Source organism: Microbulbifer taiwanensis (genome assembly GCF_014904815.1).
Classification (GTDB): domain Bacteria; phylum Pseudomonadota; class Gammaproteobacteria; order Pseudomonadales; family Cellvibrionaceae; genus Microbulbifer; species Microbulbifer taiwanensis.
In genome coordinates this window covers 67,597-83,883 of sequence record NZ_JACZFR010000001.1, presented here as the reverse complement: position 1 = coordinate 83,883, position 16,287 = coordinate 67,597, and the positions used below count along the sequence as shown (strand labels likewise).

Here is a 16,287-nt window from a genome sequence, read left to right as displayed (position 1 = left end):
GACTATTCCACGATGCCCGTTTCATTTCTCGCTACGGACAGGTAGCCCAGATAGCGCGCGCGAATCTCCCGCACATAATTCACCGGTTCGCGCCCTCGCACATAGCCAAAACGCGCCTGGCGATAGTATTCCGGTTGGGACAGCATCAGCATCGCCTCCTCCACACTGCCGAACCAGCGATTTGGGTCCCTGCCCAGTCGCGCGGCCAGTTTGCGCGCGTCCCTGACATGGCCGTGGCCGGCGTTGTAGGCGGCGAGGGTGAAGTAGATCTTCTGGTCGAAGGGCAATTCCCGCGGGAAGCGCTCCTCCAGCCAGCCCAGGTAGGAGACACCGGCCCTGATGCTGTTCTCCGGCTCAAACAGATTATTGATTCCCATCTGTTTTGCGGTGCGCGGCAGTACCTGCATCAGGCCCTGGGCTCCGGCGAAAGACTCCGCGCGCGGGTTGAACTGGCTCTCCTGGTACATCTGCGACACCACCATGCGCCAGTCGCGATCGACATCGGCGGCGTGCTTGCGCACTATCGGGTCGTAGGGGGATAGCTGATCGATATTGCGCAACCGATCGCGCTGGTGGCGGCGGATGCGCTTGGCGTTCTTGAAATATTTATTGTAGGTGACGTTGAAAAACAGACCGCGGTGATGCTTTTTCAGGAAATCGTCCAGCTGCTGCAACAGTTGCGGCTGGTCGGGGCGCACCGCCCAGGCGATATCCCGCTTACCCGGCAGCGCCCCCACCACCGCGAAATCGTTGCGATAGGTGCTCTCTATAGCGACCAGGTGGGAGTCGGCCACCGTGTAGGGGTAGGTGCCCTCCGCCACGGCATCGATCAGCTGTTCGGTGGTAGCGCCCTGAACCGGGACAATCTGCAGCGGCTCTTCCTGCACCCCGGCCAGCGCAAGCAGGTTGGCGTGGTAGCTCGTCAGCGGATTCACGGCCACCCGCTGTGCGGACAGCAGTTCCGACACCGAAGGTGTGGGATCAGCGGCCGGTGTGGAAACTGCGGCAATGACCTGCTCGGTCACGGTCATATAGGGACGCGAGAATACCAGCCCCTGTTGACGGCGCGCATCGGTCACGGTCAGCGACGCGGCGATCACATCCCCCATACCCGCCTGCAGCGCCTCGGCCAGATCCACATCGGGGCCGGGCACCACCATACTCAGGCGCAGCCTGTTTTCGCGTGCAAACTGCTTGAGCAGATCATAGTCGAAGCCCATCAGCTCGCCGCGCCACATAAAGTAAGAGGCGGGGTGATTGCGGGTCAGAACGCGCAACGTGCGGGTCTCCCGGATTGCACTCCAGTCGCGGAGGGGGTATTCGCGGTGCTGGCTGGCAAGTACGTGCTCAGCGGTGAAGAATTCGTCCAATGCGCGTTTCAGCTGTGGTGCATCGCGACGCACCGCCCAGGCAATGGCGCGCTGGGATTGCAACTCTGCGCTGGCAACCAGGCCCGGGTAGGACGGCAGCAGGGCATCGGCGAGATTGCTGTCGATGACCGTGGCCGGATATTCACCGGCGGCCACGGCGGCGAGCAGGTCGTCGTGCTCAATAGGCTCGTCCAGGTAGGCGATGCTGAAGCGCTGCTGCGACGCTTCAGCGGACAGGGTTTCAGCAAAGGCACTGCCGCGGCGCACAGCCACCTGTAAGGGTTCCACATCGAACTGCGCGGCGGGCATATCCCGCCGCGTTACCAACAGTTCGCGCACATGCTGGAGGGCACGGGTAAAGGCGACCTGCCCGGCGCGCTCTCGGGTACGGGAGAAATTCGTGGCAATCACATCGCCGCGCCCCCCAGCCAATGCAGGAATCAGGTCGGCGAAACTGTCCACATACACCCACTGCGGCTGCAAGCCGCGACTGCGCGCGAACTTCTCGGCCAGCGCTCGCCACTCGGTGCTGGGCAGGCCGTCGCGGGGCAGGGATTCATCTTCCGGTCCGCGCGGTGCCAGCAGGCGCAGCAGGCCGCGCTGGCGGATCGCCGACAGGTCTCCAAGCTCGACATAATTTTCAAACGCCGGCGGCTGCGGTTCTGCAGGCGGTTGTTCCGGCGCCCGCTCCTCTGCCGGCGGCACAGGCTCCAATACACTCTGATCCCGCTGTTTTTCACAGCCGGCCGCGATCACGAGTGTCGACAAAGTGAAAACCAGCGCGGAGAGAAATCTGAAATTCACGCTTCTACCTTTCCTGAATGGCATTTTTAACGGGCGAAACGGGATTATGCCACGACCCGCCTGTTTAATTCTTAGCCAACAACCCTATACAACGAGCGCGCCGGCCATGGGGCTATGGTCATGAATTGCGGATACGTTATATAAACGGCTTGGGGAGTGCTGGTTGGTCTCAGGGGTAAGAGCTTCCCTTTCGCAATAAATACAATTCTTAAACAGGGAAAACTTTCCATGGAACCGTTAATCGTCATTTCCTGGGTGATTGTCGCGGTATTTGCATTTACCTCTGCCGCATCCTGCCTGGCGCTGGTAGGCATCATCCAACTCCCCAACCCAAAACAGCAACAGCGCCTGTTCCAGGTACTGATCGTGCAGATAGTGGTAATCTCGCTCGGGCTCTTTTCCGACAAGATGCGCCTGAACGAGGAACAATCGGAAGGGCCTGAGAGCAGCCCACAGCTGCTCGCCCAGGGAGCACCGACCACCGCGGTGGATGCTGTGCCCGTCTCCAATAGAAAGGCGGTTCGCCCCTCCGAACCGGCCGGCGACAATGCACCGACCGGGAATGACCAGCAGGATGTTCAGGCAGCTGCGCGGACCACACCTGTCGAATTCAGTGAAATCAAAATCAGCGACACCATAGTGCTGAAAGCCAGAACCCCGGGGGAGAACCTCGCTTTCACGGTCTATAACGATCATCCCAGCGGCCTGTTCGGCTCCTTTGGCGACGAGACGGGCAAAATATTCAATACCCAGGAACTCAAGGTGATCGGCAAGCACGTCACTCCCGTCAGGGGCTACCCCTGGCTTCAGGTGGAGTACGAAACCGGCGAGGGTGAATCAGTGGGCTGGTTTTCCTGGGAGAATGTGCAGTCGCAGACTTACCGTATCGAATCCTGATTGCGCGAACGAGCGGGAGGGATATCCACCATGGGCTTCTACGCCGACCACTGCCTGCCCCACCTGATCAATTGCGCCTGTGGCCTTAAGGCTTTTCGCAGACAGCGCCAGCTCCTGGTACCCCGGGCGCGCGGCCGGGTGCTGGAAGTGGGATTCGGCTCCGGCCTGAACCTGCCATTCTACGACTCCAATAAAGTGGAATTCGTGTGGGGGCTGGAGCCTAGCGAGGCAATGCGCAAACGCGCTCGCGCCAGGGTCGACAGCTCCCCGCTCGAAGTTCGCTGGCTGGAACTACCCGGCGAGGAAATCCCACTGGAAGACAGCAGCGTCGATACGGTGCTGCTGACGTATACCCTGTGCACCATTCCCGACTGGCACCGGGCTCTGAACGAGATGCGCCGGGTATTGAAGCCGGACGGCGAGCTGATCTTCAGTGAGCACGGCAGCGCGCCGGATGCGGGAGTCAGGCAGTGGCAGGACAGGCTGAACCCCTATTGGCGCAGGGTCTTCGGCGGCTGTAACCTGAATCGGCCGATTCCGCAATTGATTGAGGACAGCGGCTTCGACATACGGTCGATGGAATCGGCCTATATACTCGCGCTGAAGTTTGCCGGCTTCAATTATTGGGGTATGGCGAAATAGGCCAGCGATATCAAAGGGTCTCCCGATAATCCCAATCCGGCGCGAAAACCCTAATTCTGATAATCCTGTCTATTCCCGGCCCTCCCAATCGACCACTGCACTGAAAACCCGTTTTTACCCTCAACCAATCACTACCAGGGAGTTCAGCATGTCGTTCCAGGCCTATCTCGACAGTATCCAGACCAAGACCGGTCAGAGTCCCGATGATTTCCGCAAGCTGGCCGCAGAAAAAGGCTTTATGGAGGGGCGCCTGTTAAAGGGCGGCGTCAAGGCGGGGGAAATCACCACCTGGCTGAAGGCGGAGTTTGCCCTGGGGCACGGCCATGCAATGGCCATCTATGCACTTCTCAAGGGCACCAAGTCCGAGGGTGACAGGTAACCGACCGCGGCCGTCCAGTATAAATAAAGAACCCCGGCGTCGGGCCGGGGTTCTTCGCTACAAAAGATTTACTCTTCGCTCTGCGCCAGCCTGGCGTGCTGCTTGTCTTTCGACTTGGGCTTGGGCTGCAGCTCCGCCAACATCAGTTTCATCTGCTGATACTCGTCCTCGCTCTCCATCTCCAGCATCAGCGGCTTGGCGACGCGGGCGAAGAATTCTGCATCCTTCTGCTCGTACAGCTCGTGCGCCAGCCACTGGGCGATATGTGCTTCGCGCGGGGCGCGCAGGTAGGCCTGCTCGAGCATTTCCACGTATTTGTCCCGCGGGTAGCCGAGCATCTCCATGGTCATGGCGAGCCCGAACCAGTTGGACGCCGTGTCGGAGTCATTGTTGACCAGGAAGACGAACTTGTCGCGCACCCGCTTCAGGTAGGCGCGGTCGCGCGCCTCACCGGGCAGGTTGACCTGGCGGTTGAGCCCCAGCCAGGCCTCGGTGTTCTGGTACCAGAACTCGCCGCGGTGGGCCGCCGGCACAGTCGCCAACAGCTGCTCGGCGCGGTCGAAGTTGCCGATGCGAGTTTCCGCATCCGCCTGCACCGCGGTCAGTTCCGGGCTGTCGACGCCGGCCAGGTGCGCATACTTGAACAATTTCGCCAGTCCCGCGAGGTTGTAACCGGACATCACCAGGAACTGTCCGACTTCAGCCACGGCGTCTCGCGGGGACAGCTGGCGCACCGCGGGGTTCGCCTCGCGGAAGTCCGCCGGCACCGGACCGCCGGCGAGATCGAAGCTGCCGTCCTGGAACATGGCTTCATATTGCTCGTCGATCTCGGCCAGGGACATACCGAAAGATTTCTCCAACGCCTCTACCGGATCCGCACCATTGTTGAAAGCCTGCACATAGTCCTTGAACTGCTCGACCTTGCCGCTCTCCATGATCAGCCAGTGCGCCAGCATCCAGCCGCTGGCATAGATGCGGCCCTTCTCATTGTCCGGCGTGTTGGACACAGTTGCGCGCAGCAGCTCCTCCAGCGGCACGGGGCTGGTGAAGAGCAGGGTCATGGCGCGCTCTTCCGGAATGGCACCCAGCTGGTAGCGACCGTCCGCGCTGAATGTCATGGTGGACATAAACTCGGCAAAGCCCTCGCTGTACCAGTAGGGGTAGTGGGTGGTGTTGCCGTTGTAGCTGAGGAAGTGGGTGTACTCGTGGAACAGGAACTCGCGCGCCTGCAACTGGCGCTTGCCACTGCGGCCGTCCAGGTTGACCAGCGCGTAGCTGCCCTGGGCGGTGGTGTCGAAGAGACCGTTGGTCATTTCCGCCAGCTCCTCGCCCACCAGGCCGGCGTAGCTGCGGCGGTCGGCAGCGGCGTAGATGGTGAGCTTCTCACTCTCCTGGCTGGCACCGAGCAGCTTCAGGGCCACGGCACGGTAGCGCTCCAGGTCTGAGGCGAGAGTCTTTACGGCGGCCGGATCGCCGTTGGTGACGATGCGGAAGTTGTCTGTATCCACCTGGTACCAGGTTTCTTGACCCAGGTTCTGCTCTTTACAGCCTGCCAGGACAAACCCGAAACAAATTACCAACAGCGTGAGGGTGCGTGGAAACATAGTTCTAGCCACCGAGGTTGATTCTTGCGGGCCCTCCGTGGCTGAGCATTCTTCCCTGGGCTCTTACCAGGGGAAAGAGCACGGAAGCCAACACCCTACCGGTTTTCACTGTACAAAAAAAGAACAATTTTAGACCAGCGCCCGGATTCCGTTGGATTTTTTCGGACTTAAAAGTCCGTACAACTCAGGGATTCCGGGACCTGCGGCTAGACGCAGCAGACGCCAATGACCGAGAAGAGCTTCTCAGTTCTCGCACCTCACGGCCCAGGGCGGAGCCGACAGCTCTTATAGTCAGCAGTTGACCAGCGCAGACCAACTGGTCACAAAAATAATAACGGAAACGAGAGAAAACGATGAAATGCTCCCCGCTACTGGCGCTGCTCGGCGGCGCCCTGCTGGCGGCGCAGGCCTGGGCCGCGCCGCAGTTTATTCCCGACCTGGATATCACCAGCTTCGACGGCACGGAACTGGACGCCAACCTGTTCCTGCCCGATGCACCACCGCCCGCCGGCGGCTACCCCACGGTTCTGTTCACCAACAGCTGGGCGCTGGACAAGCACCAGTACCTGCTGCAGGCGAAGGCGCTGGCCGAGAAGGGCTACCTGGTGATGAGCTACTCCACCCGCGGTTTCGGCCAGTCCGGCGGCCTGGTGGATGTGGCCGGGGGCAACAGCCTCAGCGACGTCAGTGTGCTGATCGACTGGCTGGAGGCCAACTACCCGGTGGGCAAGCTGGGCATGGCGGGCATCTCCTACGGCGCCGGCCTCTCCCTGCTGGGCGCTGCCGCGGACCCGCGTGTGGATGCGGTGGCGGCACTGTCCGGCTGGTCCGACGTGGTGGAGGGGCTCTACCCCAACGAGACGGTGAACCTGGTGTGGGGCACACTGCTGGTGAACACCGCCTTCCAGCGCGAGTCCTATATCGACCAGGTCTGGAGCGACCTGCGCGGTGGCCACAATATTGACGGCGTCATCGAATTCGCCGCACCGCGCTCGGCCCTCGGCTTTGCCGACGCGCTCAACGCCAATGGCACCGCCGTGCTGATGTCGAACAACTTCGCCGACTACCTGTTCAAACCCAACAGCATGACGGATCTCTACACACTGCTGGAGGGCCCGAAGAAACTGCTGTTGAACCCGGGCACCCACGCGGTGACCGAAACCCTGGGCGGTAACCGCGGCCATATCTGGGCCACCAGCTTCCGCTGGTTCGACCGCTACCTGAAGGGCGAGGACAACGGCATAGACCGCGAACCCAAAGTGGATATGACGGTGCGCATCAGCAATCGCCTGGAGCAGTTCGACGATTTCCCGGTGACACAGAACAGCAGCCACTGGTACCTGCACCCGCGCCTGACCTATTTCGGTAACGGCAGTCTCAGGAGCAGCCCCTATTCCGGCTGGCGCTGGAGCAACGAGTTCCACGGCGGCGCCGATACAGCGGCCGGCACCGGTATCCCGATCGTGTCCGACGCGCTGGAGGGTTTCGGTATTCCCGTCTACACCTATATGCCCGCCATCAACGGCTACCACGCCATCGAATACCAGTCGCCGCTGCAGTGGAGCACATTGAAAATCCGCGGCACGGCGTCGCTGGAGCTGTGGATAAAACCGAGCAAGCCGGAAGTGCAGCTCCAGTTGCATCTGTACGATACGGATGCCCTCGGTATGGGCCGCCTGATCACGCACGCCCCGATCACGCTGCACAACGCCGAGGTGGGGCGCGAGCAGAAAATCAGCGCAGAGTTTTTCACCACCAGTTACGACGTGCCGGTGGGACACAGGGTGACCCTGGCGATAGATACCGAGGGGCTGATCTACCAGAAGCCCGCCGACACCAACTATGAAATAGTGGTGCCCTATCGCGGCAGCCGGGTTTCCAGGCTGACGGTGCCGCACCTTTAGTCGGGATTTTCGCTATCCGGATACACGGGCGAACACAAGGTTCGCCCCTGCAGAGGGCTATGGTCATTCCGGTGAAAGCCGGACTGCGAAGGCATGGATGCCGTAGCGAGCATTCGCGAAGCGAATGGCCCGAAGGGCGTGTCGCAGGAGCGCTACCTAATCCAGGTGCCACCGAACTGGATACCGGCCTGCGCCGGTATGACGAGCCAGTATAAGTTTGTTTTGCAACAGAGTATCTACAGAGCACTAACGTCATTCCGGCGAAAGCCGGACTGCGAAGGCATGGATGCCGTAGCGAGCATTCGCGAAGCGAATGGCCCGAAGGGCGTGGCGCAGGAGCGCTACCTAATCCAGGCGCCACCGAACTGGATACCGGCCTTCGCCGGTATGACGAGGATATGAATGGGGCCAACGATCGCTGGTCCCCGCTTTTCCCCCGCCTTCGGCAATTCCCACCCAAACCGCTACAATGGCCCCTTCGCCAAAACCACATTGCCGAATTAGCGATCAACTATGAATAAAACCATCCTGCGCTGCCTGCTGGCCGCGCCGCTGCTGGCGCTGGCAGCCTGCGGCCAGCCAGAGAAAACACCCGCAGACTCCGAACAGAAAACCACCGCCGAAGTGACCACCGAAGCGGCAGTGGAACAGGTCGATTACAGCGATGCCCCCGAGGGCCGCCTGCCGGAGGGCGTGCGCCCCGAGGCCTACCGCCTCGACCTGGAGCTGGACCCGCGCCGCGACGACTTTTCCGGCAGTGTGGAGATCGATATCCAGATGGCCAACGCCGCCGACCATATCTGGCTGCACGGCAAGAACATCCGCGTCGGCGATATCGGCGCGACTCTCGCCGACGGCAGAACAGTAGCGGCGCAATACCAGGAGGTACTGGATAGCGGTGTGGCCAGGGTCGGCTTTGCCGAGGAGATTCCCGCGGGCGAATTTACCCTGCGTATCGATTACAGCGCCGACTACGACCGCAACCTGGCCGGCCTGTTCAAGGTGGAGGAGAAGGGCGATGCCTATGCGCTGGCCAAATCCGAGTCCATCCAGGCGCGCAAGTACCTGCCCGGGTTCGACGAGCCGGGCATGAAGGCACCCTTCGATATCAGCCTGACCGTGCCCGAGGGCTACGCGGCCATCAGCAACGGCGCGGAACTGAAGCGCGAGCCCGCGGGCGAAGGCCTGGAAAAAGTCACCTTCGCCACCACCCGCCCCATGTCCACCTACCTGCTGTCACTGTCGGTGGGCCCCTTCGATGTGGTGGAGCGCCCGGCGATCCCGGCCAACCAGTACCGCAAGGAACCCATACCGCTGCGCGGCTTCGCGCGCAAGGGCCGCGGCGGCGATATGAATTACATTCTCGATATCACCCCGCGCATGGTGGAGATCTTCGAGACGCAACTGCAGCGCCCCTATCCGTTCGAGAAACTGGATATCGTCGCCGCGCCCCAGTGGCCCAGCGGCGCCACCGAACTGTCCGCGGCCATCACCTATCGCGAGCAGCGTATCCTGGTCGGAGACAAGCCGGCCCCGGGCGCGCGCCTGGCGCTGCTCGGTGTGCACGCCCACGAAATCGCCCATATGTGGTTCGGCAACCTGGTCACCCCGCCCTGGTGGGACGACCTTTGGTTGAAAGAGGGATTCTCCACCTGGGGCACGCCGCTGGCACTGACCATCTACGAACCCAACGGCGGCCACGACCTCAACGCCGCGGTGCGCGCCATCAGCGCGATGCAACTGGATTCGTTGGCCAGCACTCGCGCCATCCGCGAGCCGGTCACCGACAACAACAATATCCGCAACGCCTACGATGCCATCACCTACGCCAAGAGCCTCGGCGTTATCCATATGGTGGACAACTACTTCGGCGCGGACAAATTCCGCCCGGCCCTGGGCCGCTATATCGAGAACTTCGCCGACGGCGAGGCCGACTCGCCGGCCTTCTACGAGGTAATCGGCGAGGAGACCAATACGCCGGAACTGACCGAAACTTTCCGCAGCTTCGTCGAACAGAAAGGCGTGCCGCAGCTGGATATTGTCGTGGACTGCGCAGAAGGCGGGCAGGCCAAGCTGCTGGTACGCCAGAGCCGCTACAAACCGCTCGGCTCGCCGATTCCCACTTCGGATCAGCACTGGAGCATCCCTTTCTGTTTCAGCAGCAGCAACAATGTGCAGCAATGCCTGATGCTGACCAGTGTCGAGCAGGAAGTGCAGATCCCCGGCGGCAGCTGCCCCGAATGGCTGCTGCCCAATGCCCAGGGCAGCGGCTACTACCGCTGGACCCTGGCCGACGACCAGTGGCAGGCACTGATCAAACGCTTCAGCAAATTCACACCCACCGAACAGCTGGCCATTATAGACAGCGCCTTCGCCGCCTTCGAGGCCGGCAGTCTGCCGGAGTCCACGCTGCTGGAAGTAGTGCGCCAGTCCGCCGCGGCGGACAAGCGCCAGGTGGTGGTCGCACCGCTGCGCTATTTGCAGAAATACCGCCAGAATTACCTGGTGGAAGAAGAACAACCGGCATTCCTCAACTTCACCCAGAACCTGTACCTGCCGATACTCGAAAATACCGCCGACAGCCCCGACAGTGAGGAGCAGCTGCTGTACAGCGAACTGCTGAGCTTTATGGCCCTGGTCGCCGCCGATCCCGACGCGCGCAAGACACTGATGGACAGGGCCGAGGCCTTTACCGGATACCAGCGCAAACGCGATGAAGAGGCCCTGGACTCCGACCTCTACGAAGCCGCACTGACGGTAGCGGTACAGGACGCCGGTGAGGATTTCCTGGACCACCTGATAGAAGTGCGCGCGGAACTGGATGACCCGCGCTTCGACAGCGCCAGCGCCAACGCCATCGGCAGCAGCAACAATCCGAAACAGCTGGACAGGATCCACAAGCTGGCGCTGGCAGAGCAGATGGGCGCCCGCGAAGCATTCGGACTGATACAGCACGGCCTGGCGGAACCGGCATTGCAGGAGCAGAACTGGCAGTGGCTGCAGCAGAACTTCGCGCAGGTAGTGAAAAAGATCCCGGAACAGTGGCGCCGCCAGACCCCGGCCTTCGCCCGCGCCTTCTGCGACGAGGAGAAGCTGGGGCAGGTGCAGCAGCTGTTCAGAAAATACGGCGACCAGGCGCCCGGCTACCAGCGCAGCCTGGCGCAGACTGAAGAGCAGATTCAATTGTGTATGGCGTTGAAAGAGAAAGGGGAGGTGCTGCTGGGGGCGCTGCCCGGGGTTTCCAACTGATCAGATACTTCCAGTATTGATCGCGGCCATGGGCCGCTCCTACGGGTTCTGAATAACCCTTTGTAGGAGCGGCGGGGCGGCCATCCGCCCATGGCCGCGATCGATCTACCCGACTCTAATCAACCTCTATCCCACCCGCCTGCAGAATCCCGACCAGCGGCTGCAACTGCTGCCGGTAATTCTTCCACTTGCCGATTGAAGAACTGTAAATGGGCTGGCGCACCTGGGCCGCACTGGCGGTTGTGGAGGCCTCGCGACTGCGATAGAAGTCGAGGCACTGGACCTGCCACTCCAGCCCGCAATAGTCCATTACCCGGTGCGCCGTGGCCTCAACATTCTCTACCAGGTCCTCATAGCGCACCTCACAGATGCGCCCCGGCAACACTTCCTGCCAGTGATCCATCAATTGTCGATAGGCCAGGTAATAGTTGCCCAACTCCTCGAGATCATAGGAAAAAGGGTAGGCACTCTCGAACAGCTGTTTGTAAATAGCGTAGCAGGTATCCATTGGATGGCGCTGCATATGGATTATTTTCGCGTTGGGCAATGCCGCGTGAATAAGTCCAATATACAGGTAGTTGAATGGCAGCTTGTCGATAAAGTGGGGCTTTTTGCCTGTCAGCAAGCGTGTGCTGTCGATATAGGCCACTCCCAACGCGCCAAAATCGATTCCCCGACTCGCTTCAACCAGCTGCAGCTTGGTAAGCCTCGCACTGCTCCCGGTACTGGCAGAGTGCACGGCTTTCATCATTTGCAGGGCAAAATTATTCAGCTCTCCGGCGGACTGAACCTGGGAGTGCGATGACAGGATACGCTCAAGCAGGGTGCTACCGGTGCGCGGCATGCCCAGGATAAATATGGGCTCGACCGATTCACAACCAGCGACGCACCTGGCAAAAAACCCAGAATCAAAATTCCGCTGCAGGGACTGCATGACTGCCAGATCGCCCTGCAGGTTGTAGCGCATATTCTGGCGCCGCAAGCGAGCACCGGACTCCAGCTGCTGAAAGGACCCCTTGTAATGCCCCAGGTCCTCGAGTTCCTTGGCGAGTGCGTAATGCAGGTTGACCCTTTCACGTGCGGGCAGACCACCGTCCGCCAGAAGGGCCTGCATAGGGGCAATATGGTTGAACTCCCCATCCTGTCGACGCAGACCGGACAACAACAGGTAGGCTTCGCTGTCGCGGGGATTCAGCTCCAACACCCGGCGCAGGGATTCCTCGGCGTCCGATAATTTCCCGAGAAATCTCTGGGCCGTGGCGAGGTTGTAATAAAAACCCGGTTCATCTCCACGCAACCCTATCGCATGGCGATATTGCGCTTCCGCCATCTCATGCTGTTCCATGGACGCGAATATCCTGCCCAGCTCGTTGAGCTGATGGGGATCCGCCAATGCCATTTCCGCCAGCTGCAGTGCATAAGATTGAACCCGGTTGCTTGCAGATCCCGCTGCGAGGCCGCAACGGCAGTACTGCAGCAGCGCATCGATACTATTCGGCGCCAGAGACAGGGCCCTGTCGCAGGCCATCGAGGCCTGTTGGAAATTACCCGCTGCAGCCTGGATTTCGCTCAAAACCAACCAGCCATCCGCATACTCTGGCTGCGCGTCGAGCAGTGTGCGTATAGCCGCTACGGCTTCTCGCACCTGGCCCTGTGACAAGAGCCCGCGCGCCTGCAGGCAGACCAGCTCCGTATTATTCATTGGATCCCACTATCTCAGCATCACAGCTTGTCACTCTATCATTGCCCCTCTCGCTCTGCAGCCAGCACCTCCCGACCGCAACAAAAAAGGCCGGGGGTTGCCCGGCCATTAAAGCAACAATGCAATGGTGCTTAGAAGGTGTAACTTGCACTCAGGCCGATGGTTCTCGGCGTGGTGATGTACTGGCGCTGGTTGTTACCGTAGTAGTTCTCGAAGATACCGGTGTCCGTACTCATGTAGGCAGAGGGATAGCTACCGGTAACGCCTTCATCGTTGAGCAGGTTTTTGGCGTACAGTGACAGCACCCAGCTATCGGTCAGCAGGGAGGCGGAGGCATTCCACAGACTGAATGCATCGTGCTCATCCTGGATGGAGGTATCCTGCACCGAGTTGATGGTCTGTGACTGGTAGTAACCGCCGATGCGGCTCGCCAGTTCCATACCCTCGGATATGAAGTAGCGGTGGGAGAGTGCAATGGTGGCGACATTTTCCGGAATACCCGGCAGCTGATGACCGTCTTCGGCGATCAGGTTGCCCGCCTGCGGTCCAACCAGATCGGCAGTCAACTCAGCCTTGGTGTAGGTGTAGCCGGCGTGCAGGCGCAGGCTGTCGGTCAATGCAAATTCGGCATCCAGCTCGAGACCGCTGGTTGCGGCCGAGTCGCCATTCTGGGCCATAAAGAAGGCCCACACGTACGTTGCGGTGTTCAGCTGCGGATCCTGCCAGTCCACGTAGAAGACATTGGCGGAATAGCGTGCGCGATCAGTTTCACCTTTTAGACCGAGCTCATAGTTCTGTGCCGTGTCCTTGCCGTAAGTGCTGGCAGCCTCACAGTTGGGCTCCACAAAGAACCCACCACAGGGCACGGCATTGGAACCGCCGCGGCGGAAGCCTTCGGAGTAGGTGGCATAGGCCATCAGGCTCTCGCTGATATCCCAGGATGCGTTGAGCTTGAACTGGATATCGTCTTCTTCCTGATCCGGATATTCTTCGAAATCGACGCTGTCTCCGGCAAACAGCGGGAAGCCCAGCGCTGTGTCGTTGGTCAGCGCATTGTTGAACCAGCGCAGGCCACCGGTCAGGTGGAAGCTGTCGCTGATGTGATAAGTCAGTTCGCCATACACGGCCAGATCTTCAAACGTCTCCTGGCGTGTGTAATCGAAATCGGTTTCCTGCAGCGAATACCCCACCCACCACTGGCCGTCAGCGGCGCATGCTGCACCTATGTCGGCACAGGCCCGGCCGTATTCATCCAGGCCAAGCAGGTAACTCAGGTTATAGGTTTCGCGCTCCTGATCCATGTAGTAGGCGCCGGCGACCCAGTCCACGCTACCGTCGGAATTGGAAACCAGGCGGAACTCCTGCACCAGTGCCTCTTCGCTGTAGCCGGCATCCACATGGGCAACCGGACGCGGGTTACCGGTATACAGCCAGTGGAACCAGTCCCTGCCGGTCACCCACAGGCTAGTATTGTCGCGCCAGCCATTGCCGGTATGCTCATACTTGGAGGTGGTCGAGGTCAAGGTGGCGAAGCCCAGGTCGGCTTCCACTTCCAGACTGAAAAGATCCACTTCACGCTCGGAGGGTTCCAGCATGGTGGAGCCAAGGTCATCATCGCCGTAGCTGTCGCCGAGCAGGTTTCCTCCCAGACTCACTGCGCGACGCGCACCTATCTCGTCACTCTGGGTCTGGTAGGTGGCGATGGCACTGACGCTATCGCTGAAATCCACTCGCAGGGCTGCGCGGGCATGGGTAATCTCTACCGTGTCGGCGTCTTCCCTGGAGGTGTAGCAGGAACCGTTGAAGGCGATCTCCTCGGCTGTCAGGGAAGGATCTTTTACACTGACACAGGACCCGTCATCGGTCTTCACCACCGGCTTGCCATCCGCCAGCTCGTACAGGTTGACATAGTCAATCACGCCAGCGTTATCCACAGTGCCGCCGGAAAACCGGAACGCAGCCTTGTCGCCCAGCGGCAAGTTCAGGATTACATCGGCACTGTAATTGTTGCCGCCGGAACCATCGGTCTGACTGAGGCTGGTGGAGGCCTTGACCATTGTTTCTTCGATGTCCGGCTTGTTCATGATATAGCGCACGGTGCCGCCCATGGCGCCAGACCCGTAGAGGGTACCCTGAGGGCCGCGCAGCACCTCCACTCGCTCTATATCCTTGAGCAGGAAGTTGGCGAAGATCGGCGTGGAGTCCACATAGGTGGAAACGGGGGAGACCGAGGAGAGGCCGATATCGCCGTTCGCACCATTGTCCACGTTCAAGCCACGGATAATCATGTTGTTGGCCATGCCGGAGTTGCGGTAGCCACGGTCCAGTACCGCAACACCTGAAACGCTGCGCAGCAGCTCGGTAGCATCGGTAATATTCTGCTCGGTGATCTCCTCGCCGCTCACTGCGGAAATATTGTAGGGAATATCCTGAGCATTCTGTGCCCGTGCGCTCGCGGTCACTATGACTTCCTCGAGTATCGCCTCCTGCGCCACCGTAACCTGTGGTACGGAAAGCAGTGTACCGGCGGATACGGCCGCAACGGTCGATGCCAGAGTTTTCTTGTTAAACCCCTGCTTGCTTTGCTCTTTCATGGCTCTCTCTACCCTTATTTTATTTGTCTGGCCAAACCGCGCCGATAGGTGTTGTTGATATCGAATATGCTACGCGCCTTACCGCGGATACCTAGCGCCAGTTAGTGCGCAGTGACTGGTCCAGTTTTTACTGCAATTTACTCCGGCACCTTCAAGGGACCGAGCTCCTCATAGGCCGGCGATACTGCACCCGGCTCGTACTGCGGGTACTGCACCCGCGCGTCGCGGAAACTTTTCAGTGTCTGCCCCAGGCCCTTCATACCGCGCTCGCGCACCTGCTTGACCTTGGCGAGATCCACCTCGAATGCGATCACCTCTTCCTCCACCGAAGCCTGGTGAATCACCTCGCCTTCCGGACCGACGACAATCGAGCGGCCCACGCCCTGGGCACCGGCGGAGTTGACGTCCACCACGTAGCACTGGTTGGTGACCGCGCTGGCGCGCACTATCGAGAGTTCGTCGCGGCGGTCGATGGTGTCGGTCTTGGTGGGATGGATAATCACTTCCGCCCCCAGCCAGGTGAGCGCGCGGGTAGTTTCCGGGAACCAGATGTCGTAGCAGATGGAGACACCGAATCGGCCCACTTCCGGCACATCGAATACCAGGAACTGGTCGCCACCGGTGACCCCCTTTTCGTAGGGCAGGAAGGGATAGATCTTGCGGTAACGGCCCACCACCTCACCGTTCGGATTGATCACCGGTGTGGTATTGAAGACGGCGCTGCCGCACTTCTCGTACATGGAACCGGGTACCAGCCAGATACCCAGTTCCCGCGCGCTGCGGCAGAAGGCATCCTCCTCCGCAGAGGGCAGTTCACGGGCGTGCTGCACGCCCACGCCGCGCAGGGCCAGCTCACTCAGTACGACCATCCGCACCCAGGGGAAGCGCAGTTTGATCTTCTGGATTCTCTCCAGCAGCAGTTCCAGGTTATCGGCCTCAGCCAGGTTCAGCTGCAGCGCCGCGATTCCGAAGTGTTTGCTCTTATTGTTCATCGCCAGACAGTTCCTGCTTGTCGGTGCCGCTGTGGCGGCTTGTATCTGGCTGTATCTTGGGGGATCCGACTGCCCTGCAATAGGTCCAGATTTTAATAGGCCATGAGTCCAACACACACCAATGGCTTCAAATGGCAATAAATCACGACT

General features: G+C 60.3%; 11 protein-coding genes. 6 read left to right on the top strand and 5 right to left on the bottom strand.

The window, feature by feature from the left end:
• Window positions 1-2 precede the first annotated feature (2 nt).
• Complete coding sequence (locus IG627_RS00370; RefSeq protein WP_193189156.1) at window positions 3-2,174, bottom strand: transporter substrate-binding domain-containing protein; 2,172 nt, start codon at window positions 2,172-2,174, stop codon at window positions 3-5.
• A gap of 228 nt (window positions 2,175-2,402) precedes the next feature.
• Here IG627_RS00370 and IG627_RS00365 point away from each other — a divergent pair, with 228 nt between their 5' ends.
• The 3 genes from IG627_RS00365 to IG627_RS00355 all read left to right on the top strand — a co-directional run bounded on the left by IG627_RS00365 (window position 2,403) and on the right by IG627_RS00355 (window position 4,092).
• Window positions 2,403-3,071, top strand: coding sequence for a hypothetical protein (locus tag IG627_RS00365; protein ID WP_193189155.1), 669 nt, complete (start codon window positions 2,403-2,405; stop codon window positions 3,069-3,071).
• A 30-nt stretch (window positions 3,072-3,101) separates the two neighbouring features.
• Window positions 3,102-3,713 (top strand): class I SAM-dependent methyltransferase, encoded by a 612-nt coding sequence (locus IG627_RS00360; RefSeq protein ID WP_193189154.1) that lies wholly within the window; start codon window positions 3,102-3,104, stop codon window positions 3,711-3,713.
• A gap of 148 nt (window positions 3,714-3,861) precedes the next feature.
• Window positions 3,862-4,092 carry a DUF4287 domain-containing protein gene (locus IG627_RS00355; protein WP_193189153.1) on the top strand — a complete coding sequence of 77 codons (231 nt, stop codon included), beginning with the start codon at window positions 3,862-3,864 and terminating at the stop codon, window positions 4,090-4,092.
• 68 nt (window positions 4,093-4,160) lie between these two features.
• Here IG627_RS00355 and IG627_RS00350 read toward each other — a convergent pair whose 3' ends face one another.
• On the bottom strand, window positions 4,161-5,696 hold the full coding sequence (locus IG627_RS00350) for a hypothetical protein (protein WP_193189152.1): 1,536 nt from the start codon (window positions 5,694-5,696) through the stop codon (window positions 4,161-4,163).
• Window positions 5,697-6,049: 353 nt separating this feature from the next.
• On the opposite strand from IG627_RS00350, the gene IG627_RS00345 reads away from it, so the two are divergent.
• From IG627_RS00345 to IG627_RS00335, 3 genes are all read left to right on the top strand, one after another.
• Window positions 6,050-7,600: an alpha/beta fold hydrolase gene (locus tag IG627_RS00345; protein ID WP_193189151.1), complete on the top strand. Its 1,551-nt coding sequence runs from the start codon at window positions 6,050-6,052 to the stop codon at window positions 7,598-7,600.
• Between the two features lie 93 nt (window positions 7,601-7,693).
• Window positions 7,694-8,002, top strand: coding sequence for a hypothetical protein (locus IG627_RS00340; protein WP_193189150.1), 309 nt, complete (start codon window positions 7,694-7,696; stop codon window positions 8,000-8,002).
• A gap of 111 nt (window positions 8,003-8,113) precedes the next feature.
• Complete coding sequence (locus IG627_RS00335; protein ID WP_193189149.1) at window positions 8,114-10,849, top strand: M1 family metallopeptidase; 2,736 nt, start codon at window positions 8,114-8,116, stop codon at window positions 10,847-10,849.
• A gap of 115 nt (window positions 10,850-10,964) precedes the next feature.
• On the opposite strand, the gene IG627_RS00330 is transcribed toward IG627_RS00335, so the two are convergent.
• The 3 genes from IG627_RS00330 to IG627_RS00320 all read right to left on the bottom strand — a co-directional run bounded on the left by IG627_RS00330 (window position 10,965) and on the right by IG627_RS00320 (window position 16,137).
• The gene (locus IG627_RS00330) at window positions 10,965-12,551 is read right to left on the bottom strand and encodes a tetratricopeptide repeat-containing sulfotransferase family protein (RefSeq protein ID WP_193189148.1); all 1,587 of its coding nucleotides are present in this window, start codon (window positions 12,549-12,551) and stop codon (window positions 10,965-10,967) included.
• 131 nt (window positions 12,552-12,682) lie between these two features.
• Complete coding sequence (locus tag IG627_RS00325; RefSeq protein WP_193189147.1) at window positions 12,683-15,145, bottom strand: TonB-dependent receptor; 2,463 nt, start codon at window positions 15,143-15,145, stop codon at window positions 12,683-12,685.
• 137 nt (window positions 15,146-15,282) lie between these two features.
• Window positions 15,283-16,137 (bottom strand): carbon-nitrogen hydrolase family protein, encoded by an 855-nt coding sequence (locus IG627_RS00320; protein ID WP_193189146.1) that lies wholly within the window; start codon window positions 16,135-16,137, stop codon window positions 15,283-15,285.
• Window positions 16,138-16,287 lie beyond the last annotated feature (150 nt).

Bases quoted from the DNA above. Each gene is read 5' to 3' on its own strand.
- IG627_RS00365 (WP_193189155.1), top strand. From the start codon at position 2,403: ATGGAACCGTTAATCGTCATTTCCTGGGTGATTGTCGCGGTATTTGCA.
- IG627_RS00360 (WP_193189154.1), top strand. From the start codon at position 3,102: ATGGGCTTCTACGCCGACCACTGCCTGCCCCACCTGATCAATTGCGCC.
- IG627_RS00355 (WP_193189153.1), top strand. From the start codon at position 3,862: ATGTCGTTCCAGGCCTATCTCGACAGTATCCAGACCAAGACCGGTCAG.
- IG627_RS00350 (WP_193189152.1), bottom strand. From the start codon at position 5,696: ATGTTTCCACGCACCCTCACGCTGTTGGTAATTTGTTTCGGGTTTGTC.
- IG627_RS00345 (WP_193189151.1), top strand. From the start codon at position 6,050: ATGAAATGCTCCCCGCTACTGGCGCTGCTCGGCGGCGCCCTGCTGGCG.
- IG627_RS00340 (WP_193189150.1), top strand. From the start codon at position 7,694: ATGGATGCCGTAGCGAGCATTCGCGAAGCGAATGGCCCGAAGGGCGTG.
- IG627_RS00335 (WP_193189149.1), top strand. From the start codon at position 8,114: ATGAATAAAACCATCCTGCGCTGCCTGCTGGCCGCGCCGCTGCTGGCG.
- IG627_RS00330 (WP_193189148.1), bottom strand. From the start codon at position 12,551: ATGAATAATACGGAGCTGGTCTGCCTGCAGGCGCGCGGGCTCTTGTCA.
- IG627_RS00325 (WP_193189147.1), bottom strand. From the start codon at position 15,145: ATGAAAGAGCAAAGCAAGCAGGGGTTTAACAAGAAAACTCTGGCATCG.
- IG627_RS00320 (WP_193189146.1), bottom strand. From the start codon at position 16,137: ATGAACAATAAGAGCAAACACTTCGGAATCGCGGCGCTGCAGCTGAAC.